This is a genomic window from Oenococcus kitaharae, assembly GCF_025758695.1.
In the GTDB taxonomy this organism is placed as follows: Bacteria; Bacillota; Bacilli; order Lactobacillales; family Lactobacillaceae; genus Oenococcus; species Oenococcus kitaharae_A.
Genome location: NZ_JANJQP010000001.1, coordinates 20,614 through 41,504 on the forward strand (window position 1 = coordinate 20,614; position 20,891 = coordinate 41,504).

23 protein-coding genes and 1 tRNA gene are annotated in these 20,891 nt (G+C 42.4%); 16 read left to right on the forward strand and 8 right to left on the reverse strand.

The genetic code is table 11. The features are described from left to right. The first annotated feature begins 57 nt into the window (after positions 1–57). From NRF22_RS00115 to NRF22_RS00125, 3 genes are all read left to right on the forward strand, one after another. A complete protein-coding gene (locus tag NRF22_RS00115) occupies positions 58–1,362 on the forward strand; it encodes an alkaline phosphatase family protein (protein ID WP_263778594.1) in 1,305 nt (434 codons plus the stop codon). Then, positions 1,331–2,626, forward strand: coding sequence for an MFS transporter (locus NRF22_RS00120; RefSeq protein WP_263778595.1), 1,296 nt, complete (start codon positions 1,331–1,333; stop codon positions 2,624–2,626). The genes NRF22_RS00115 and NRF22_RS00120 overlap by 32 nt, the downstream gene beginning before the upstream one ends. Positions 2,627–2,684: 58 nt before the next feature. Then, positions 2,685–2,756 (forward strand) — tRNA-Glu (locus tag NRF22_RS00125). A gap of 42 nt (positions 2,757–2,798) precedes the next feature. On the opposite strand, the gene NRF22_RS00130 is transcribed toward NRF22_RS00125, so the two are convergent. Next, the gene (locus tag NRF22_RS00130) at positions 2,799–3,125 is read right to left on the reverse strand and encodes a nuclear transport factor 2 family protein (protein ID WP_263778596.1); all 327 of its coding nucleotides are present in this window, start codon (positions 3,123–3,125) and stop codon (positions 2,799–2,801) included. Next, positions 3,122–3,907: an SDR family oxidoreductase gene (locus NRF22_RS00135; protein WP_263778597.1), complete on the reverse strand. Its 786-nt coding sequence runs from the start codon at positions 3,905–3,907 to the stop codon at positions 3,122–3,124. The genes NRF22_RS00130 and NRF22_RS00135 overlap by 4 nt, the downstream gene beginning before the upstream one ends. 128 nt (positions 3,908–4,035) lie before the next feature. Here NRF22_RS00135 and NRF22_RS00140 point away from each other — a divergent pair, with 128 nt between their 5' ends. From NRF22_RS00140 to NRF22_RS00175, 8 genes are all read left to right on the forward strand, one after another. Further along, positions 4,036–4,587: a TetR/AcrR family transcriptional regulator gene (locus NRF22_RS00140; protein ID WP_263778598.1), complete on the forward strand. Its 552-nt coding sequence runs from the start codon at positions 4,036–4,038 to the stop codon at positions 4,585–4,587. 36 nt (positions 4,588–4,623) lie between these two features. Continuing rightward, on the forward strand, positions 4,624–6,285 hold the full coding sequence (locus NRF22_RS00145) for a hypothetical protein (RefSeq protein WP_263778599.1): 1,662 nt from the start codon (positions 4,624–4,626) through the stop codon (positions 6,283–6,285). A 115-nt stretch (positions 6,286–6,400) separates the two neighbouring features. Continuing rightward, positions 6,401–7,159: an ABC transporter ATP-binding protein gene (locus NRF22_RS00150; protein ID WP_263778600.1), complete on the forward strand. Its 759-nt coding sequence runs from the start codon at positions 6,401–6,403 to the stop codon at positions 7,157–7,159. After that, on the forward strand, positions 7,160–9,163 hold the full coding sequence (locus NRF22_RS00155) for an FtsX-like permease family protein (protein WP_263778601.1): 2,004 nt from the start codon (positions 7,160–7,162) through the stop codon (positions 9,161–9,163). A 98-nt stretch (positions 9,164–9,261) separates the two neighbouring features. Next, positions 9,262–9,912: a response regulator transcription factor gene (locus NRF22_RS00160; RefSeq protein WP_263778602.1), complete on the forward strand. Its 651-nt coding sequence runs from the start codon at positions 9,262–9,264 to the stop codon at positions 9,910–9,912. After that, positions 9,899–10,837, forward strand: a complete 939-nt coding sequence (locus NRF22_RS00165; RefSeq protein WP_263778603.1) for a sensor histidine kinase — start codon at positions 9,899–9,901, stop codon at positions 10,835–10,837. The genes NRF22_RS00160 and NRF22_RS00165 overlap by 14 nt, the downstream gene beginning before the upstream one ends. Positions 10,838–10,906: 69 nt before the next feature. Then, positions 10,907–11,410 carry a GNAT family N-acetyltransferase gene (locus NRF22_RS00170; RefSeq protein WP_007746949.1) on the forward strand — a complete coding sequence of 168 codons (504 nt, stop codon included), beginning with the start codon at positions 10,907–10,909 and terminating at the stop codon, positions 11,408–11,410. Between the two features lie 33 nt (positions 11,411–11,443). Beyond that, on the forward strand, positions 11,444–12,079 hold the full coding sequence (locus tag NRF22_RS00175) for an HAD family hydrolase (protein WP_263778604.1): 636 nt from the start codon (positions 11,444–11,446) through the stop codon (positions 12,077–12,079). Between the two features lie 53 nt (positions 12,080–12,132). Here NRF22_RS00175 and NRF22_RS00180 read toward each other — a convergent pair whose 3' ends face one another. Together NRF22_RS00180 and NRF22_RS00185 are read right to left on the reverse strand one after the other, a co-directional pair. Then, on the reverse strand, positions 12,133–12,531 hold the full coding sequence (locus NRF22_RS00180; RefSeq protein ID WP_263778605.1) for a pyridoxamine 5'-phosphate oxidase family protein: 399 nt from the start codon (positions 12,529–12,531) through the stop codon (positions 12,133–12,135). Positions 12,532–12,628: 97 nt separating this feature from the next. Beyond that, a complete protein-coding gene (locus tag NRF22_RS00185; RefSeq protein WP_263778606.1) occupies positions 12,629–13,189 on the reverse strand; it encodes a hypothetical protein in 561 nt (186 codons plus the stop codon). A gap of 116 nt (positions 13,190–13,305) precedes the next feature. Here NRF22_RS00185 and NRF22_RS00190 point away from each other — a divergent pair, with 116 nt between their 5' ends. After that, a complete protein-coding gene (locus tag NRF22_RS00190) occupies positions 13,306–13,755 on the forward strand; it encodes a GNAT family N-acetyltransferase (RefSeq protein ID WP_263778607.1) in 450 nt (149 codons plus the stop codon). A gap of 36 nt (positions 13,756–13,791) precedes the next feature. Further along, a complete protein-coding gene (locus tag NRF22_RS00195; RefSeq protein ID WP_263778608.1) occupies positions 13,792–14,289 on the forward strand; it encodes a GNAT family N-acetyltransferase in 498 nt (165 codons plus the stop codon). Positions 14,290–14,307: 18 nt separating this feature from the next. Here NRF22_RS00195 and NRF22_RS00200 read toward each other — a convergent pair whose 3' ends face one another. Together NRF22_RS00200 and NRF22_RS00205 are read right to left on the reverse strand one after the other, a co-directional pair. Then, a complete protein-coding gene (locus NRF22_RS00200) occupies positions 14,308–15,156 on the reverse strand; it encodes a glycosyltransferase family 8 protein (protein WP_263778609.1) in 849 nt (282 codons plus the stop codon). 119 nt (positions 15,157–15,275) lie between these two features. Then, complete coding sequence (locus tag NRF22_RS00205) at positions 15,276–15,542, reverse strand: CsbD family protein (RefSeq protein WP_263778610.1); 267 nt, start codon at positions 15,540–15,542, stop codon at positions 15,276–15,278. Between the two features lie 183 nt (positions 15,543–15,725). Here NRF22_RS00205 and NRF22_RS00210 point away from each other — a divergent pair, with 183 nt between their 5' ends. Beyond that, positions 15,726–16,493 (forward strand): NrtR DNA-binding winged helix domain-containing protein, encoded by a 768-nt coding sequence (locus NRF22_RS00210; protein ID WP_263778611.1) that lies wholly within the window; start codon positions 15,726–15,728, stop codon positions 16,491–16,493. Between the two features lie 4 nt (positions 16,494–16,497). Here the strand turns inward: NRF22_RS00210 and NRF22_RS00215 are convergent, their stop codons facing one another. Continuing rightward, a complete protein-coding gene (locus NRF22_RS00215; protein WP_263778612.1) occupies positions 16,498–16,908 on the reverse strand; it encodes a hypothetical protein in 411 nt (136 codons plus the stop codon). 274 nt (positions 16,909–17,182) lie between these two features. Between NRF22_RS00215 and NRF22_RS00220 the strand changes: the two genes are divergently transcribed. Beyond that, complete coding sequence (locus NRF22_RS00220) at positions 17,183–18,478, forward strand: threonine/serine ThrE exporter family protein (protein WP_263779257.1); 1,296 nt, start codon at positions 17,183–17,185, stop codon at positions 18,476–18,478. Here NRF22_RS00220 and NRF22_RS00225 read toward each other — a convergent pair. Next, positions 18,475–19,215 (reverse strand): M15 family metallopeptidase, encoded by a 741-nt coding sequence (locus tag NRF22_RS00225; RefSeq protein WP_263778613.1) that lies wholly within the window; start codon positions 19,213–19,215, stop codon positions 18,475–18,477. The two genes, NRF22_RS00220 and NRF22_RS00225, sit on opposite strands and share 4 nt — an antisense overlap. An 816-nt stretch (positions 19,216–20,031) precedes the next feature. Between NRF22_RS00225 and NRF22_RS00230 the strand changes: the two genes are divergently transcribed. Further along, positions 20,032–20,799, forward strand: a complete 768-nt coding sequence (locus tag NRF22_RS00230) for a 2-keto-4-pentenoate hydratase (protein WP_412178713.1) — start codon at positions 20,032–20,034, stop codon at positions 20,797–20,799. Positions 20,800–20,891: the final 92 nt, after the last annotated feature.

Here is a 20,891-nt window from a genome sequence, read left to right on the forward strand (position 1 = left end):
GAGTGAAATGCTTCTTGAATTGGAGCATTTTTTTTCGTCCTGTTTTAGAATATGACTATGCTAAATGATCAGAAACACTTACTGGTAGTTTCTTTTGACGCTTTGGGAGAACTGGATACAAAGAACCATTTGGATTTAATGCCGAATTTAAAAGCCTTGATTGATAGTGGCACGCATGTCGAAAAAGTATTTGGCATCTATCCGACCCTGACTTATCCGAGCCATACGACAATTGCGACAGGAGACTATCCCAGTCGGCACGGTATTGTGAATAATACGCTGACGCAATTATCCCGCGGGCTATCGCCTGATTGGTATTGGTGGGCTAAGTATATTAAAAAACCGACGCTTTACCAATTAGCTCATGAAAATAAGATGACTGTGGCAGCGTTTTTGTGGCCTGTTACGGCAGGCAGCCCGGCCATTAAATATAATATTGCTGAAATTTTTCCTAATCGAATTTGGCAGAATCAATATACGCAGTCTTTTCGCGCTAGCTCGCCTTTTTTTACGATTCACATGAATTCGTTGTTTGGCAAAATGCGTCATGGTATTTCACAGCCGCAATTGGATGACTTTGTCACAGCATCGGCTGTCTGGACACTGAGACACAAATTTCCGAATCTGACCCTGATTCATTTGGTAGATTTGGATTCAATGCGTCACCATTATGGCGTCGAATCACCGGAAGCATTGGCAGCCTTGTCGCGCTTGGACACACATCTTGGTTTGATGATTGAGGCACTCAAAGAAGACGGCCGCTTTAACGAGACGAATATTGTCGTTTTAGGTGATCACTATCAAATTAATGTCAGTCGCATGATCCATTTGAATTATCTGTTCAAACAAAATTCTTGGCTGGACTATGATGCCAATAAAGGCATCATTACAGACTGGCAGGTGCTAGCTAAGACAACAGACGGGTCGACCTATATCTATCTGAAAGATCCAAAAAAGGCCGCCGGAATCGCACATTTGATTAAAGATCATGCCGGTGCGGGTGTTGAAAAAGTCTACACGCATGATGAACTGGTCAAAATGGGCGCTGATGCCAATGCGGATTTAATGGTCGAGGCCAAGCCGGGTTATTATTTCACCGATGAAGCGGCTGTTAACAATTTAATCGAAGAAGTTGATCCAAGGACGATTGGTCAGACGGATCGTTATCACGCTGTCCACGGTTTTTTGCCAGCAAAAAAAGATTATCAGACAACACTGATTTTGTCCGGACCCGGTATTAAAGAAGGGCACACCGTCAAACAGGCCCGTCTAATTGACGAGGCACCGACTTTTGCACGCATACTCGGGCTTCAATTCAAGGAGGCAATTGATGGCAGCACAATCGACGATGTCTTCAAATAAGCAGGATAAAGCAGTCGAAAACAGGCGGTTAAATAAAAGTGAATGGTCTTGGATTTTATATGATTGGGCTAATTCCAGTTTCGGCATTATTGTCGTCACGGCTGTTCTACCAATATTTTTAATGTCGGTCGGCCAAAACAGCGGGTATTCGCAAGCGTCTTCGGCAGCCTTTTGGTCTTATGCTAATTCCATCTCGACATTATTGGTTGCTTTTTTGGCACCTCTGCTTGGTGCATTGGCAGATTTCGCAGGAATGAAACGAAAATTATTCAGCAGTTTTACAATCATTGGGATTACAGCCACAGCTGCTCTGGTTTTGGCAGGGGATCAGCGTTTCTGGCTGCTTCTTGGAATTTTTGTGATTGCTAATATCGGTTATTCAGCCGGCAATATTTTTTACGATTCATACTTAATCGATGTCACGACTGATGATCGCATGGATAAGGTGAGTTCGGCTGGTTACGGTTGGGGATATATGGGCGGTCTCCTGCCTTTTTCGGTTTTTTACGGTATGGTAGCTAGTGGACTTTTAAAAGGCAACACAGCTTATTATGCGGCCTTTTTGATTGCCGCAATTTGGTGGTTGCTCTGGACGCTGCCATTTTGGCAGAATGTCAGGCAAAAAAGCAGCCTGCCCCTGCCTGAGCATGCTTTCCGCTCGGCCGTTCAGGAAATTGCAGGGACCGTGAAACATTTTAAAGAAAAGGAGTATCGGCAACTGGCTGTGTTTTTGCTAGCTTATTTTTTCTACATTGATGGTGTTAACACGATTTTTACGGTTGCTTCGCCATTTGGTCTAGCAGTCGGGATTCAACCGTCGCAGTTATTGATTGTCTTGCTGGTTGTTCAGCTGCTGGCCTTTCCATTTTCGATTTTATATGGTTATTTGGGCAAACGGGTAGGGACAAAACGCATGCTGATTGTTGGTGTCTGCATCTACCTCTTAATTGTCTGCTACGCTTTATTTATTAATTCTGTTCTAGAATTTTGGATTTTAGCGGTGCTGGTGGGAACTTCTCAAGGCGGCATTCAGGCTTTGAGCCGTTCCTATTTTGGCAAACTGCTCCCCAAAGAACATGCTTCGGAGTTTTTTGGCTTTTTCAATATTTTTGGTAAATTTTCCGCGATTATCGGCCCATTTCTCTTTGGTGTGACAGCCCAATTTTCTGGACATGTCCAAATTGGTGCCTTTAGCATGGCTATTTTATTCCTGCTGGGGCTGATTCTTTTGGTTACTGTCAAAGAAAATTCAGAAAAGGCTTGACCTTCGGCTCGTTTTCCCGTACTATATTTACGTTGCTTCATTGCGACACTGACCATTTGGCTCGATGGTCAAGCGGCTAAGACGTCGCCCTTTCACGGCGAAATCTCGGGTTCGATTCCCGATCGAGCTACTAAAAAAACGTTACAAGAAATCTTGTAACGTTTTTTTGTTTTTAAGCACCAATAATTAAACGGCTGATCTTGTCGCCGGCAACCGTCATTGCCATGTCGCTGGTGCCATTATAGCCGCCCCCGGTTACCTTTAAGGTAACAATATATTCATCGCTTTTGGAACCGTCTTTGATCGAGACGAAATCGAAATGGCTGTGCTTACCGATATTGTCACTGCGATTCCAAGAAGCGACACCATTGTGCCCGCTAAAAACGCGTCCCCAATCTTCAAGATAAGCGTCTGGTGTAAAGGCGTTAACGAATGCTGTATCGTTGGCCTCGTTGGTTGCTGTGATAAATGAATGAATTGCCTGAGGAATTGCTGTCATGCTTTTTGCCCTGCTTTCTGATTTGCTTTCGTCATTGACTTTGCGATGCGATTCTCAAAGAACATTGGAAAACTGCGTCCCATCAATTGCATTGCTTTGGATTGAGCGACGTTGATGCGTTTTTTGTTCTTGGCCATTCCGGCGATACCGGCTGTGACCAGCTGATCAGTTGTGATGCCTTGATTTTGAATATTTTTATTGGCTTCAAGACTGGTTCCACGCACCAAAGGCGGTACAAGTTCGACAATGTGCAGCCCGGGCGCCTGTCTGCTTGCCTGGAAACGCAAGGCGTTTGTAAACATACGCAAACCGGCTTTTGTTGCCGAATAAGTTGGCGTGGCGTGCATGGAAAGATTTGCCAGTCCGGATGTAATGTTGACGATCATGGATTCTGTTTGTGCACTCAATAGGGGCAGCAATAACTGATCCATCCAAATAGTACCTTTTAGATTAATATCAATCTCCTCAGTGAGCTCTTCCGGTGCAAGCTTTGGATCAAATAGGTCTTCGGGACGCATAATTCCTGCCGAATTAATGACTATGTTCAGCTTTGGATAATCTTTTGTCATTGTCTGCACCAGTGATTTAACCGAATCCAGATCTGAAACGTCCGCTGTCAAAGCAACTAAGCCAGGATTTTCAGATAAGACCCGATCAATCTTCTTTTGAGAACGGCCGGTCACGATGACAGTATTGCCTAATTCAATCAATTTTTTGGCAAAGGCCAAGCCGATGCCGGATGTTCCGCCTGTGATTAAGATGATATTATTTGATAATTGCATTTTTTCTCCGATAAGGTTACAACTTTTATTTTTTGTAACTAAAAACAGCTTAATATTTGAAGTTACAAAAGTCAATGGTTGTCACTGACATTTTTTTGTTTTTGTAACTCCTATGCTAAAATAGGGACATGCAAAAGTTATCCGAAACATTGATTTTAACCACTGCCGAGCAGATGATTGAAGCCTCGGGGATGGAAAAAGTCTCATTATCGAATGTCGCTGAGCGGCTAGGTACTTCTCATGCAGCCTTATATAAATATTTTCAAAACAAAAAAGATTTGTGGGGTGCTCTATCGATTAAATGGTTGGACACGATTTTATCAGAGACTTTCTCGTTTGATGCTGGCCAATATTCAGACAAAGTACCATTGATTCATGATTGGCTTTGGTCTTTGAGCCGTGCCAAGTATGAAAGCTTTGTCAATGATCCGAAAATGTTTGCCTTATATACGACTTACGTCGATAACGATGAAGCATTGTTAGCTCGCCATATGCAGGATTTAAATACTAAATTAGTCACTTTGACCGGTCTACCGGAGCAGGCGGCAAGTAATATTATCATGACTTTTTCCTGGTTCACTGCGCCGGCATTCTCAAAAAGTTGGGGGCAAGTGGATTTTAAGGGGCAATTTGAAAACATGTGGCAGTTTGTTTTGCCGGCGATTAAGGCTTTGCTTTAAGATATGAGCAATGTTTGCGATTTATAGTATTGAGTAATGACAAAAATCAGAGCTTTCATTTTCCGTGGGCATGATATTTTGATTTTGACAGTTGTGGCCATCTCAGTCCTGCTGCCTTATTTGTTTGTTCATAAAATCTATAACCAGGATGATTTTCTTTTTCATAAGAATCGTCTGCTCATGTTTTATCAGGCGGTTGCGACTCATTTTGATTTTCATCCGATGGTCTTTGGTACGATGGCGAGAGGTTACGGCTATGCGGCTGATCTGTTCTATCCATCTTTGTGGACACTGCCCTTTGTTATTTTTTACTATTTCGGCTTTGGCTTCATTGCCTCTTACTATGGTCTGCTTCTCGTCTATGTGATGGCGACGGCATTGATTAGTTATTATTGTGCGCTCAGTTTTTTTAAAAAACGGCAGCAGGCACTATTTGCGGCAGTATTATATACGACCAGCAGCTATTATGCGATTGATTTATTTGTTCGAGGCGCTCTGGGCGAGGCGATGGTCTATTCCTTTGTGCCGCTGTTCTTTTTAGGCTTTTATCGACTTGTCACGGATCAAAAATATGGTGTTTTTATCACGGGGATCGCGCTTGGCATTATTGCAAACATTCATTTTTTATCCGTCTACATGATTGTAGGTATTGTGATTATTTTTAATTTGCTGCTGCTTGTGCAAAAGAAATATTCACTGCGTTTTTTGTATCGGCAAACAGCCGCCTACATGCTGGCGGTTGCGTTGTCAGCATCTGTCATTCTGCCAATTATGGAGCAGATGATGGACAGCGGTTATCAGTTCATGGGCGAGGATAGGATGGCTCCTCAGGGTTTGTCTTATTCATTGGGCTCGCTAATAAGCAATTCTTTTTCAAACAGTGCTGGCGTCTGGCAGAATTTGGCTCCCAATGTTGGGCCGATTCTGGTCATAACGCTAATTTATGCTGGGCTGCATTTTGGCAGGATGGTCGTCAGAACTCGTCAATTATTCCTCATTGCATCGTCTTTTTTCGTCTTATCTAGTAACTTGTTATTTTGGTCATTTGCCGATAAGACGCCGCTTGCCAAGATCCAATTCGAATGGCGTCTATTAACTTTTGCAACTTTATTTACTGTATTGCTGCTGACAGTGCTGGCCGGAAAAACAAAGTATCAAGTCGGATTAATGGTTTTATCAGTTTTGCTGACAGTGACATTTAATTTTAAGACTTTAGCAAATTTTCAGAATATGGGCATACACGCGACAACTGATCAGCAATTCTCAAGTTATGGCAATGAAATTATCGGTGGTGGCGAAGAGTTCGTACCAAATGGGATTAATTATGATAAACCGCCAAAACATTTTCAGACCAGACAAGTAGCAGCTGGTAAAACCACCATCATTCCCACAGAGATAGGGGATACCATCTATCAGGCATATCATTTTCCGCAAACAACGACCGTTATTTTCCCTAAATATTATTATGACGGTTATCGTGTGACGCTTAGCAGTGGGCAAAGGGCTAAGGTGTTTTCGCATCAGGGCTATGTGGCGGCTAGAATTCCCAAAGGCCAGGGTACTTACCTTCTCACCTATAAAAAGACAGCTCTGCAAAGATTTTCTATTCTGCTTGCTAGTTTTGCCTGGCTGCTTGCTGCCGTTGCTGCCATCTTGTTGATCGCAAGGCATCGCATTTTTAAGAGCTCTCGCAACTAGTCAACCGGTTAGCTGACAAAATTGTCAGCTTTTTCCGCACCAATGTCAGACTGGCGACTGGCGAGCCCTGTATACTCGATTTATTGGCAACTAAGCGATAAGGGGAATAAAAAATATGCTGCTGCAAGTTAATCATTTACAGAAAATTTTTCAGACGCGTTTTAGCAAAGAGAAGACGACCGCTTTACAAGACGTGGCTTTTGGCGTCGACAAAGGCGAATATATTGCGATCATGGGTGAAAGCGGATCAGGGAAGACGACGCTGCTGAATATACTAGCAACTTTGGAAAAGCCAACTTCGGGCTCCGTAATTCTAAACGACCAGGATATCACAAAAATCAAAGAAAACCAGTTAGCTGTCTATCGGCGTGAACATCTCGGTTTTATTTTCCAGGATTTCAATCTGCTGGATACCTTGTCTGTACGCGATAATATTTTTCTGCCGCTGGTTTTAGGCAGACAAAAAGCTGACGTCATGGAACAGCGTTTAGCACGGCTGGCACCAAAATTAAATATCGCAGACCTATTAAATAAACAGCCCTTTGAACTATCCGGCGGTCAAAAGCAGCGTGTGGCAATTGCACGTGCCTTAATCACACAACCGGAATTGGTTCTCGCAGACGAACCGACAGCGGCGCTGGACTTTAAAAATAGCGAGGCTTTATTGTCTTTGCTGGAATCAATTAATCAGGCTGGCCAGACCATTTTGATGGTGACACACTCGGCGATGGCAGCCGCACATGCCAAACGCGTCCTGTTTATCAAAGACGGCCGTATTTTTCATCAACTCTATCGTGCTGATCGGGAAGTGCCTGCCTTCATGCAGGAAATCAGTCTGACGATGACGAATATTCTCGGAACCGAGGTGCAGTAAATGTTTTATTTGAAACTTGCCAGCCGCAATATTCGTCAGTCGCTGAGTACTTTTTTGCCTTTTGGCTTATCAAGTATAGTCATGTTTGTCATGAATCTGACGATTGCCAGTATTTTGTTCAGCCCCAGCTTGAGAAAGGTTCGGAGTGCGTCAAACGCTGCAATGATGCTGGCCTTAGGCTTAATTGTGCTGCTGATTTTCGCGACGGTTTTTATGATTTACAGTTATCGTTTCTTATTGAAAAGGCGCACGAAGGAATTCGGCCTTTACAATATTTTGGGTCTGAAAAAACAGCAGATCATCCGTATTGCTGTTTTGGAACTCTTCATGATGCTGATCGTAACTGTTGTTATTGGCAGTGCTCTTGGCGTGATCCTAGCTAAATTCCTTTACTTGATTTTGGCTAATATTCTGGGTACGAATTACTTTAATTTACAGTGGAGCCCGACAGCAATCGTGACTATCACAATCGCTTTTCTCTTTATTTATCTGCTGCTCATGATAATCAGTGCCGTCACGATTAAAAGTCAGTCCAGCTTGGAACTGCTAAAGAATGAAAGCCGCGGTGAAAAAGAACCGAAAGCACGTGTCGTCTTGGCTTTTTTGGGCATTATCTTTCTCGCTATCGGCTATTATATGGCTGTCACAGTTGCTTCGCCGCTGGATGCTTTGGTCAAATTTTTTATCGCAGTTCTATTTGTGATTGCTGGTACTTTCTTGTTCTATGTGAGCTTTACGATTTGGCTTTTAAAACGCCGCAAGAAAAACAAGAAGTATTATTATCAGCCGAAACATTTTATTACCGTTTCCAGCATGCTTTATCGCATGAAGCAAAACGCCGTCGGACTAGCTAATATCACGATTTTAGTCACAATGACTTTTGTGACTCTGGCGACGACGATTGACTTATATACGAGTATTAACGGTTTTCTGCGCGGCAGTTTCGTTCGCAATACAATGATTAATTTTAATACGACCTTACCTAAGAGCCAATCTTTAATCGGACAAGTTGCCAAGGAAAATAACATTCCGTTGAAAAACAGCATTGCTTATAGTATGTCGGATAGCCTTTATGGGTCAATCAAACAAGGCAAATTTAAGACCATCCAGCGTTTTTCGACTTTGACTGCGATTAATTTCATGACAGCTGATATGTATACGCAGCTAACTGGCAAAAAAGTCCAGTTATCCGATAATCAGGCAATCGCTTTTCCCTTAATCGGTAATTTTGACGCCAAACAGATTACTTTTGGGCAGCATCGCTTTCATATCAAAGAAAAAATCAGCAGTATGCGCAACTTTCCGACTCGCAGCCTGACGGCTTCTAATTGGCTGCTTTTAATTGTTAATTCTGAAAAACAAGTTCAGCCTATCTTAGACCAATCCGGAAAAAGAGGAAACAGCCTTAATTCAGATTTGCATTTCCAAAGCACAATCAGCATGGATTTATCTGCCAAAAATGCAGTCAAACTGGATAAAGCACTATCGGACTATCGTCTGAATGGCAGCAACCAGCCGATTCGTAAGATTTCTGATAAATCGCAGCTGGAAAGCGGCATGGGAACACCACCAAACGTGATGCGTTATGATCAGACACGTCAGGTGCTTATGTCTTTTGCTGGTGCTTTCCTCTTTATTGGTTTAATTCTGTGTTTCACCTTTGTCCTGGGCACAGCTCTGATTATTTACTACAAGCAGATTTCTGAGGGAGAACAAGACAAGCGCAGTTTCGAGATTCTCCAAGAAGTCGGTTTGAGCAAACGGGAGGTACGCCAGACAATTCGTTCACAAGTCCTGTTGGTCTTCTTCATGCCAATTGTTGTCGCGGTTTGCCACTTTGCTTTTGCTTTTGTGATGATCCAAAAATTGCTTGGTCTCTTTGTACCAACTCGATTGAGCTTATTATTACTTACCAGTGCTGCCACAATTGCGGTCGTCGCCCTTGTTTATTATCTGATTTTCAAACAGACCAGCAGAGTCTATTACCGGCTTGTTGAAAGATGATCTTAAAAGCTATCCCGAATTCGGCCTAGCTTTTTTATTTGTCCGATCAGCTGAAAATCATTAGAATAAATGTATCCAAAGCACAGGGGAGAAAAAATATGGCAATCGTATTTATTGTTGAAGATGATCCAGCAATCGTCAAACAGATCAAGACTGCCTTTAACGATTATCAGCTGCTTTCCGTGCAGGATTTTCGCAGCGTTGCCCAGGAAATTGCTGCCGCAAGGCCAGACTTGATTTTGATGGATATCAAGCTGCCGTATTTTAACGGTTTTTATTGGACCGCGGAAATCCGCAAACAGGCAACGACGCCGATTTTGTTTCTCAGCTCGGCAGATGATGACATGAACCAAGTCATGGCAATGAATATGGGTGCCGATGGTTATGTGACAAAGCCTTTTTCGATTGACTTACTGCAGGCAAAAATCAATGCCTTGCTGCGGCGGACTTACCAATTTTCCCAAACACAATTGGCTTTTCAAGAGTTCGTGCTGGCGGGCTCGGAACTAAAAAAGGGCAGTGACCGTATTGAGTTGACACCGACTGAAAGCAAACTGCTGCGTACTTTATTTGAGCATCCCAATCAAACTGTCACCAAGGAAATCTTGCTGGAAAAGCTGTGGGAATCTGATGAATACGTTGATGCCAACACTTTGCAGGTCAATATTGCCCGTATGCGCAAGAAGCTGCTGACAATTGGTTTTGATTATATCGGGACAGTTCGCGGAGTTGGTTATGTTTTGGCGTGAAAATCGTTTAGCGTTTTTCAGTTTGCTGGCTTTTATCGCTGTTATGTGTGCGACATTTTATTTGCGTCATGTGCCGCTTGAGATACTTTGGTCGGCCTTACTGTTTGGCATGACGATTTTAATTTTGTTTGTCCTTTATCGTTACTACCAATTTCGCCGCCGGCATGCAGAAAGAGTGCGTCAACTGGTGCCGGAAGTTGACTTGAAAGCTGAATCGTTGGCTGAAGCTGATATGCTGCGGCTGTTGGCTGAACAAAAAGATTTTTACGAAGCAAAGCTTGCGCGTATCACACAATTTGACGAGGAGTTGACCGATGTTGTCAGCATCTGGAGCCATCAAATGAAAGTGCCGCTGTCCGTGCTGGATTTGATGGGGCAGACTGGCGATTTCACGACTGATGATATCAAGGAACAGACTTTTCAATTAGAAAATTATTTGGATTTATTGTTAAACCATCTGCGTTTGAATCATCAGCAGACGGATTACCGTTTTACTAAGGTTCCATTAAAAGCTTTGCTACAGAGGGTGGTGCGTAAATTTGCACCTGTATTCATTAGAAAGAATCTGCGTGTTCAAATTGATGGGGATGCTGTGTGGACGACTGATGAAAAATGGCTGGCTTTGGTGCTGGAACAAATTATCAGTAATAGCGTTAAATATACGAAAAGCGGTGGTGTTGTGATTACGATTAGGCCGGATGCGATCCAAATTCAAGATACAGGGATCGGTATTTTAAAAGAGGACCTGCCGCGTTTGTTCGACCATGGTTTTACGGGCTATAACGGCCGTCGCTTTCAAAAAGCAACTGGTCTAGGCTTCTTTTTGGTAAAAGAAGTGGCCGATCACTTATCACTGACTGTGCATGTCGATTCCCAGATTAATCAGGGGACGGTGGTTACTATCGGACAAAAGAAAGCCAGTTAAAGGCAATTGACCCGTTTCGTCATGCTGATTATGCTTAAAATATGTTTATAAACGATAAGAGGAGATAGTATGGTCACCAAATTACGGCCGCTGGAACGAAAAGACTTAGGCTTTATTCATCAGTTGGATAATGAGAGGGCCACGATGGCTTTTTGGTTCGAAGAGCCTTATGAATCTTTGGATGAATTAACCACTTTGTATGACAAACATATTCATGATGAACGCGAAAGGCGTTTTGTCGTTGATGTCGATGACGAGTTTGCCGGCATTCTTGAATTAGTCGACATTGATTTTCTGCATCGCACGACTGAAATTCAGATTATCATTGATCGCTCTTTTCGCGGCAGAGGGTTGGCAACGGTCGCAATGAGAAAAGGCTTGGATTATGCCTTCAATATGATCAATATGTTCAAAGTCTATTTATTTGTTGATGTTGATAATGCTCGCGGCTTGCACGTTTACAAAAAGCTCGGTTTTGTTGAAGAGGGCAGGCTGCGCAAACATTTTTTTGCTAACGGACAGTACCATGACAGTTTTATCATGGGTATTTTCAAACAGGAAATAAAAGATTGATTTGAATCCTTTTCTTTGTGCCAAAATGATTCTATGAAAGCAATTGAGTGGATTTTTTTTGACGTTGGTGAAACTTTAATTGACGAAACAAACAGTTATGCCAGGCACTTTGCCTTATGTGAACAAAAATTGCAGGCTCATGGCGTTTCAATCACAAGTGGTTCCTACGCTAAAATTATTGAGCACGCTTATCGTACAAATCAGCCTAGGCCTTTATACAGTACTTGGCGTAGTTTCACAAAAGAACTAGCTAAACCCGACTGGGAACCGCAGTTAGAGCAGCCCTATCCGCAGACGATAGAAACGCTCGCCTATTTAAAAAGTTTTTATCGACTGGGTATTATTGCAAATCAAATTCCGGGTTTAACTGTGCGACTTAAAGATGCTCATTTGCTGGACTATTTTGATTCAATTATTTCTTCAGCTGATCTTGCTGCTAAGAAACCAGATCCAGCCATTTTCAAGGCGGCTTTGGCCGCCACTCACGCACAAGCCAAGACATCTATCTATATCGGAGATCGTGTAGATAACGATATTATTCCGGCTAAAAAATTGGGTTTCATGACCATTCGAATCAAGCAAGGCTTTGGTCGTTTTCAAGCAGAAAATGAAAGCTGGCACAGCGATGTGACGATTGACCGCATTGAGCAGTTAAAGAATATTTTGTAAAAGTATCTACACAAAAACCGCCATTTGGCGGTTTTTTCTTTAATCTCTTTTAATCAAGCGATCTGGATACCAGCTTCCAAAGTGTTGTCTAGCTTGTAGATACGCTCAACATCAATCACAACAACAGCCGCACGTGGAAAGCGATCGAATATTTTTGTCTTCGATAGAATGCTGTTGGCATAGTCATCACCTTCATGAATATGAGCTGTCCCTTCGAAACGAAAACCTTTCTGTGCTTGACGGTCAGCGACAGCGACAGCCGCCCGGCCGTTTAGGGTCAGATTGTTAAAGGCCTGCCGGAAGGTATGCTCAAAATAAATCAGATGAGTCTCATCCAAGACGTGCATAGACCCTTTTGGCCCAACTTGTGGATTCCCCTCTGCATCAGCTGTTGCTAAAAAGCAAAACTGATTTTTGACCATATCTTTCATTGCTTCAGTTAAAATTGCCATATTCATGATCTCCTAACATTTAATAAGTAACTAAGCTTATTATAGCGATTGAAATCTATTCAGCAAAATTGGCGAAATAAGAAGCGCAATTTCCTGCCTATTTACCGAACAAAGTCAAAATATAATAAATCAATCCAGCGTAGAGAAACAAATCAATCAGCAGGCAAATTGGGGTGATAATGGCCACGCGCTTCATGCGTTTGCGATTATTAAGGATTAAATCTTTCAACCCAAAAGAGTTTTCTTTTGATTGCTGGGTCCAGATTTCCGTTGTGTGCAGAAAATTGAGATTTATCCAGGAAGAGACGCAGCTCATAATAAAAGCGAAGTTGAAAAAGCCTAAGGGCCAAACAAGAAATGTTGGCGAAGTTTTATCGGGGGATGTTAACATGACCCACAGGAACATGACGCCTCCAGCTATCGTGATAAGCTGGGTGATTTTCAATTTTCGTTGGCGGCTTAAGACAATCCTACCGACAATCGGACTGTTGGCAGCGTTGGGCATTTCTTTGCCTGCTTCTTTGAATTCGGAACGGATTTTTTTGAATCGGGCACTAATTTTGAATATCCAGATGATATTCAATGCGCCTAGGAACAAGAAAAAAATTTGCAGCAAGCCAAATAGCTGGAGATAGACAGTTATGGATGAAGAATTCATTGAGCCTCCCTTTGCCTAGATAATGCAGATTATATCCTTAATGAGATTTGTTTGCCGGGTGGATTAATGGGTTTTGTTACAATATTGGGCAACAATCCAAAAGAAAAGCAGGAACAATGGTGGATAATTTTAAACAAATTAAATTTCACAGCAGCGACAAGCAGTATTATGAGCAGAATTTAGTTTTGCGAAATGATGTTTTACGCAAGCCGATTGGCAAAACACTTAATCGAGCGGAGCTGGCGATTGAAAAAGACAATCAATTTTACGGTCTTTTGCTTGAAGATGAATTATTGGCAACGATGAGTGTTTACGCGCTTTCGCCAACGACAGCTTGTCTTGTTGCCTTTGCAGTCCGTACGGATTTTCAAAGACAAGGATTGGGTAGCAAGCTGCTGAAATTTGTTTTAGCAGATTTAAAAACAACCGGCTATACAAACGTCACGCTGACGGCACGCGCCAGTGCACATGGTTTCTATTTAAAAAACGCATTTAAAGATATCGGGCCGCGTTATCACGATTCGCGCTTGGGTATTGATGATTATAAGATGGCCTTGACACTATAATAAGCAAGAACAGGATGAAGAAATTCGAGGTGCAAAATGCTGATTAGACCTTTAAATGTAGACGATGTTGATAATTGGTATGCGTATTTGCTTAAGGTTGCGGGACAGACATCCAACATTAGTTTTAGTACGGCGGATGTGAAGCAGCGTTTTCGCCCTGACAAAATGCGAGGCCATTTGGGCAACAACGACAGCAATATTTCTTTTGTGGCCATTACCGATGAGAAAATTGTTGGTTTAGCATCTATCAGTCGAAGATTGCTGCCCAGGTATTTAAAAAGAGGCGAATTAGCCATCAGTGTTGATGAAGATTACTGGGGGCAGGGGATTGGCAGTTCGTTGATGGCAAAAGTGATTAACTATGTCCAGCAAAACTGGCAGCTGTCTGTAATTTATTTGGATGTTTTAACCAGTAATACACGAGCGATACGCTTGTATGAAAAATTTGGATTTAAAATATCCGGTGACTATCCACTTTTGTTGACGATAGATGGCCATAATCAGCCCGGGAAACTCATGTATAAGCAATTATAAAGAGCTGACTCGGGCACATTAATCTGTCACAGGATCGGGATAGGCGAGAACATCTCTTTGCGCCAGCCATTGATAATATTTGTAAAGAGCCGCGAATTTGCCGGAATAAGATTTGTGCCAGGGTTTTCCCTGACCGCAAAAGTGCAGAAAAACCGTGTTTTGCACGACCCAGTCCAGATCCGTCGTGCCGCCGTTTAATAATTTATAGGCACTGAAATAACGTGTGTCGTAATTGTAAAGCACGTCAGCTACGGATTTGATTTTATCGCCGTATAGGGCATTCAAGACATCCTGATCCGGTAAAAACAGCTGCAGGCTGTTGCTGTCGATGTAATGATAAATATCGGCCATGTTAACTTGCTGACGGATTAATTTCAAATTCATCAGCAGGACACCGGAATTAAAGTAATTGTCGACATCATAGTTGCCAAGGCGGATTTTGTTGAAAGTGCGACCGATTTTAATGTTTTCTGTATGACTAGCCGCGATGTATAAGTTATCTTGGAAATCAGATTCGTAAAAATCCTTGAAAGGATTCAGGCATAGAAGATCACAATCCAGATAAAGAATGCGGTCCATTTGCTGGGGCAGAAAATTTTGTGCGATCAAACGATAGTAAATTGTCCGTGGATAGCGCTGGCTTTTCGGTGCTTTAGCAAAAGTGCTGTTTGGTATTTGGATCAGATGCAGAATCATGTCGAGTTTTTGACAAAAGGATTTCAGGTCAGTCAGATTATCAGAATTTTCAGTGTCAGCCAGCAAGACATAAACCTCAAACTGTTGTTTTACATTATTGCACTTGATTGAAAAGAGTGTCGTTTCCAACTGATGGACATAGTTATCTGTAATCGAAAAGAGCAGATTCATGATTTGTTTTGGGCCTCTTTATTAAGTTTATAACTAAAGCATATCTATCGCGCCCTGCTGCTGGCAGTCTATTAATGGACAAAATAAAAAGGCCCGAAGACCTTTTCTCTTATTTAATTTTAATCGTGTTTTTTCTGTTGCCTTTCGGCCTCATCGACTTTTTTTATTGACTGATCTTTTTTCTTGGACCAGTCATCCTTGACGTCGTCAACTTTATCTTTGACGGCATCTTTAGCATCAGACAGCTTGCTTTTCAGATCGCCGACTGTGCTTTGAGCTTTTCCTTGAGCCTCTCTGGCCTTGTCGCCAGTGATTCTGCCTTCAGCCTCTTTAGCTTTTCCGGCGATTTGTTCCTTGAGTGAATTTGCTTTATCTTTCAATGACATTGCTTCTCCTCCTGGAAAATAGTAGTTTATCGGTTAATTGCCGATGACTTAATCCTATCAAAGGCGCTTTAAATCAAGATTAAGCGCTTACCCTGATGAGGCAGACCAGCATTTTGATCGGCCTTGCCACTTTTTTCGGTCAGCTGGCTGTGTTTGTATTAAATTAGTTATAAGAGGTGTTTTGTGCTGGAAACAACGGTTCTCGAACGACCATATATCACGATTACGAATGTAATTTGGAGTTACGATCAAATAAATGATCAGCTGCAGCTATTGTTAGTCAAACGAGCAGACGAACCCTATGAAAATTATTGGGCCTTGCCAGAGACTTTTATGCGGACTCAGGAAAGCGGCGAGACAGCTGTGCTGCGTTTGATCAAAGAGAAAATCGGTTTAAATTTATCCAGTGTCCATACGGAACAGTTAGGCACTTTTACGAATAAACTGCGTGCGCCGGATCGGCGTGTTTTATCTTTGGCCTATATGACTTTTCTGCCGGAAATGCCTGAGCTAAAGGCTGGTTATGGTGCCTTGGATGCCCACTGGTTCTCATTCTCATCACATAAAGGCCGTTTTTGCCTGACACATGGCCAATCGCGTTTTTATACAGCCGCAGAGGATGATGAAGCTGTCTACTACGAACATCTAAATGCCTTGTCGCCTCAGACGGACTTAGCTTTTGACCATGAATGGATTGTCAAAGCTGCTTGTCAGAGAATTAAAAACAAACTGGATTACCAGCCAAACATTCTGCTGGTTTTAGGTGATACTTTTACGCTCAAAAAAGCACGATCAGTGTTTGCCGCCTTTTTGCAGCTGCCGATTGATAAGATTGATAATTCTAATTTCAAAAAAACACATCAGCATTTATTCCAAGAAGTTGGCACCAGCAATAGCAGATATAAAGGCCGGCCGGCTAAGCTCTACCATTTATCTTATTTGATCGAGTAGCAATTTAATCAGTTTCATCGAACATGGCAGACTTCTTTGTATAAAATTCATAAGACAGTAGGGACAAACCGATCGCGCCGGCAACGATGCCAGCGTACATGAAATTTGATATCTGAAGATTAACAAGGCAGACGGTGACAATTAAGGCGTTGCTCAGATAACAGCTGACCACATAAATAATTCTGAAAAGGCGGTTAACATCGACGAAGACACAGATGCCTTGGAAAGTGTTTAGCAGCGCGATGAAAATGGCTGTGTAAATCGAAATAGTCGAAATGAGATTACGGTTATCACTGATAGGGAATTCTTGAATATTCGTGACGATCAGCGAAAAAACCAGTTGTAGGGCAACTGTGGCGATTAAAAATTTTTTTAAGAAAATAAAAATCTGCAGAAACGGTCTGCCATTATACATGAATGTGCTCCTTGGGGTCTTAGTGTTCATTATATTTATTTTTGCCATTTTGTGCTTTTTTAATATTTCGACCATCTAATGATGCGAAAACGGACGTTTTTTCTTGTTTTTGCGTCATTATTCGTCGAAATTGGCATTAGAATGAGTCCCTGTGAGTAGTCCATTTTTTAATGGGCAAGCAGTTTTTTATTTTTAGTACGTCTAGCGGAGAGAGATGTTTAATAAAAGAAATAAAATCATACGTAAAAATACTGGCAATCTGCCCAATCACCACATGACGATTCATTGGGGGCGTTTTGTTGCAAACCGAGATAGTTTATCAGCCTCGGCTGCCCTAGAAGATAGATCATCGGTCGTTGGGCGTGTTGGTATTTTAATGCTGGCATGTGGGACCGGTGCCTGGCGCGTACGCGAGGCCATGAATACGATTGCACGCAGCCTGGGGCTGACATGTTCGGCAGATATCGGACTCATTTCGATCGAATACACCTGTTTCAGCGATAATCTCAGCTATACGCAGGTACTGTCTTTGCCGACGACTGGTGTGAATACAGACAAACTGGATCAGATGGAACGTTTTGTCGACCATTTTGAAGAAAAAAGTCTGCCCCTATCTGTCCGTGAAATTCATGAACAACTGGATGCGATTCAAAGAAAACCCGGTAACTATTCCTACTGGCAGGCTGCTTTTGCGGCAGCATTGGCCTGCAGCGGATTCGTTTTCCTACTTGGGGGCGGGATTGTCGAGATGATCTGCTCTTTTATTGGCGCTGGCATGGGAAACTTGCTGCGCCGAAAACTGATCGACCATCACATTACAACATTGGCCTGCACGGCTGCAGGCGTCGCTTTGGCCAGCTTGTCATATCTGGGTATTTTTAAATTACTTGGTATCTTTTTTATGATTGCACCTCAGCATGAAGTCGGCTATATTGGCGCCATGCTCTTTGTCGTCCCGGGATTCCCATTCATTACGAGCATGCTGGATATGTCCAAGTCCGATATGCGTTCGGGCCTGGAGCGATTGACTTATGCCTTAATGATTACTCTAGTGGCTACTTTGGTTGGCTGGCTGGTTGCTTTGCTGGTCCATTTTGCGCCGGGCAACTTTCTGCCTTTGGGCCTCAATGATTGGCAGCTGATGCTGCTGCGGATTCCGGCTAGTTTTTGTGGTGTCTATGGCTTTTCGATGATGTTCAACAGCCCTTGGAGAATGGCCTTTTTAGCTGGTTGCATTGGTGCTGTCGCAAATACGCTGCGGTTGGAATTGGTTGATTTAACGAATATTCCAGCAGCGGCCGCGGCGTTTGCCGGTGCTTTAACTGCTGGCATGCTGGCTTCCTTTATTAATCGTAAGACCGGATTCCCTCGAATTAGTCTGACTGTGCCAGCGATTGTGATCATGGTGCCAGGCTTGTATATTTATCGTGCCATGTATTATATCGGGCTGAATCATATTTCGGCCGGTGCCACCTGGCTAACTCAGGCAATTTTAATTATCATGTTCCTACCGATGGGTCTTTTTGTTGCACGGCTGATCATGGATAAGAGATGGCGCTACTCGGATTAGATCCAAGGGAATTTTGGCGAGGCTGCACCAAATAAAGCATGATCTTTGCCTAGAGCATAAGCCCAGTTTTGATTGCCGTAATCAAAATGCCACCACTCTTCAATATAATTGCTAAAACCAGCCGTGATCATCAACTGATAGAGCAGCCGGCGGTTTTCTTGTGCCTGCTGGTCTTGTGGCGTATCCGTGTGATCTTCGTAAAAATCTGTTCTGCTGTAAGCACCGGCATCATCAAAATTGCCGCCCATGTCTAAAAGCCGGCCGGAAGCATCTGCAATACTTAAATCTAATGAGGCACCCGTATTATGTGGGGATGGTTTTTCGATATCTGTTGCTGGCAAAGCTACAATCCGTCTAGCTGCTGTTGTGACTTGTTTGTCATCGAAATCAGGATGGTCTCTGAGGACAAAGCCTTTCATTTTTTCAAAGAGAGCCATTTGAGTCGCGATACTGCGCCAAGCATCAAAAATGACAAATTTATAGCCGGCAGGCAATAGAGCCGCAGCTTTTAATAACTGCTGATAAACACGCTCGCGTGCATAAAGGTCGGGCAGGGCACCGTCTAATCCTTGAATAAAATATTGGGGGCTGATGATGATTTTTTCGGGAAAATAATTCAGTGAGACAAGGGGGTCATTTTCTGGGATAATTCTAATCTGTCTAACTTGCTCATTGTCCCAAGGGTCAACGAGTTTTTTAATTGGTGTCATTTGCGCTTCTTGAGCATTAAGTACCATTTTCGGTCCTTCTTTTCTTCTTAAAATCGTCAATTATGTTTTGTATTTTTACTTTGCTGTCGTTTTTTGGGTTTCTTCTTAATTCTGTTTTTGACTTTTTCAATTATTTCGGCCGAAGCTGTTTTAATTCCTTTTTTTGTCATTGACAAACCTCATTAAAAATTCATCTAACAAGTCTATTTTATCAATTGCTGGAATTTTTGAAATTGGGACGGTTTCTTGTGATTATGTGAAATATTGATTTTTTTAAATTTTCTTGTTGACATGATCAAATTCTCTGTGTAAGCTAATGTCAATCGTTAAATAGTTAGAGCGTTGAAGAGAACTTTTGGGTTTGACTCTGGTTTTAGAAAACTGCTGGTTGATGAAAAGCAGTACCGAATCATTTCTGATTATCGTCTCTGAGCTATGTGCCGAATCGCTATCGCGTAGTAGGTGTCATTGGGTGCACCCATTATCGTGCCAGCGTATCGCATTTTGCCGTACGCGTGAGGCAATTCTGGTGACAGGATTGTGATAATAAGGTGGTATCGCGCTATTGCGTCCTTAATTGTACATTCGTGTACGATTGAGGGCGTTTTTTTATTATTTACGATAATTTTTCTAAAGGTGGTGAGGCAAATGGAATCTGACATTATGGGTTCAAGTGAAGATCAAGATAAAGCTGATATTAGAAGGAGTCTGATTCGAATTATTAGCAAATGCCTCTCATCGAGCAGGCGTAATTAAAAAAATTAAAATAGTTAAAAATTAGGAGAAAAAATTATGACCGAAGAAGTAGAAAATTATCAAGGATTATCTGTTAACGAAACAAAAATGGTAGACGCTTTATTTCAGGCTTACCAATCACATGAAGCACTAAAAGAGTCGGATTTTAAAGGGCTTGTCACTGATGACCAGAGTGCCTATCGTGTTCAAAGGCAGTTAACAGAATTGAAAAATGAAAAAGTTGGTGGATACAAAGTTTCATTGACGAGTAAGCAGACACAGGATATGTTTGACGCGGATTCACCACTTTATGGTGCTCAAGTAGCCAGCCATTTTTTGAAGTCGCCAGCAAATTTGAAACAGCAGCAGCTAATGGCACCGTTGGCGGAAGTGGAGATGCTTTTTACGGCTAAAGAGGATTTGTCCAGTCAAGATTCACTAGAGGATTTGATGCATAAGACGCAAGTTGCAGCAGCCGTTGAAGTACCGGACTCTCGTTTCGCGGACTGGTTCCCAAGCTTATCCAAGCACATGGTCATGGCAGACGCGGCGGTAGGCGGATATGTAGTCTATGGTCACGAAACTGATACAGATCAGCTCTTTAATCGGGTTGATGACTTAGCACATGTAAAATGCCAATTGTTCTTTAATGATAAAAAAGTCAAGGATGGCGCATCTTCAGAAGTACTAGGCAATCCCTTGAATTCTTTGCACTGGTTGACAAGCAAATTAGCAGAGCAGGGGATGCAGTTAAAAGCTGGTCAGCGCGTTTCTAGCGGAACCTTCCTGCTGCCAGAATCTTTGAAAGCCGGACATTGGCAAGCGACATTTGACCAGGGATTGGGTGAAGTATCCGTGACTGTTTCGGAAAATTAATTTATCTGAGTGTTGAAAAGTTCTTGCAAGTCGAGAACTTTTTATGTTGGCCATCTTTTTGGCAGAGATACGTTAAAATGAATGAATAGGTT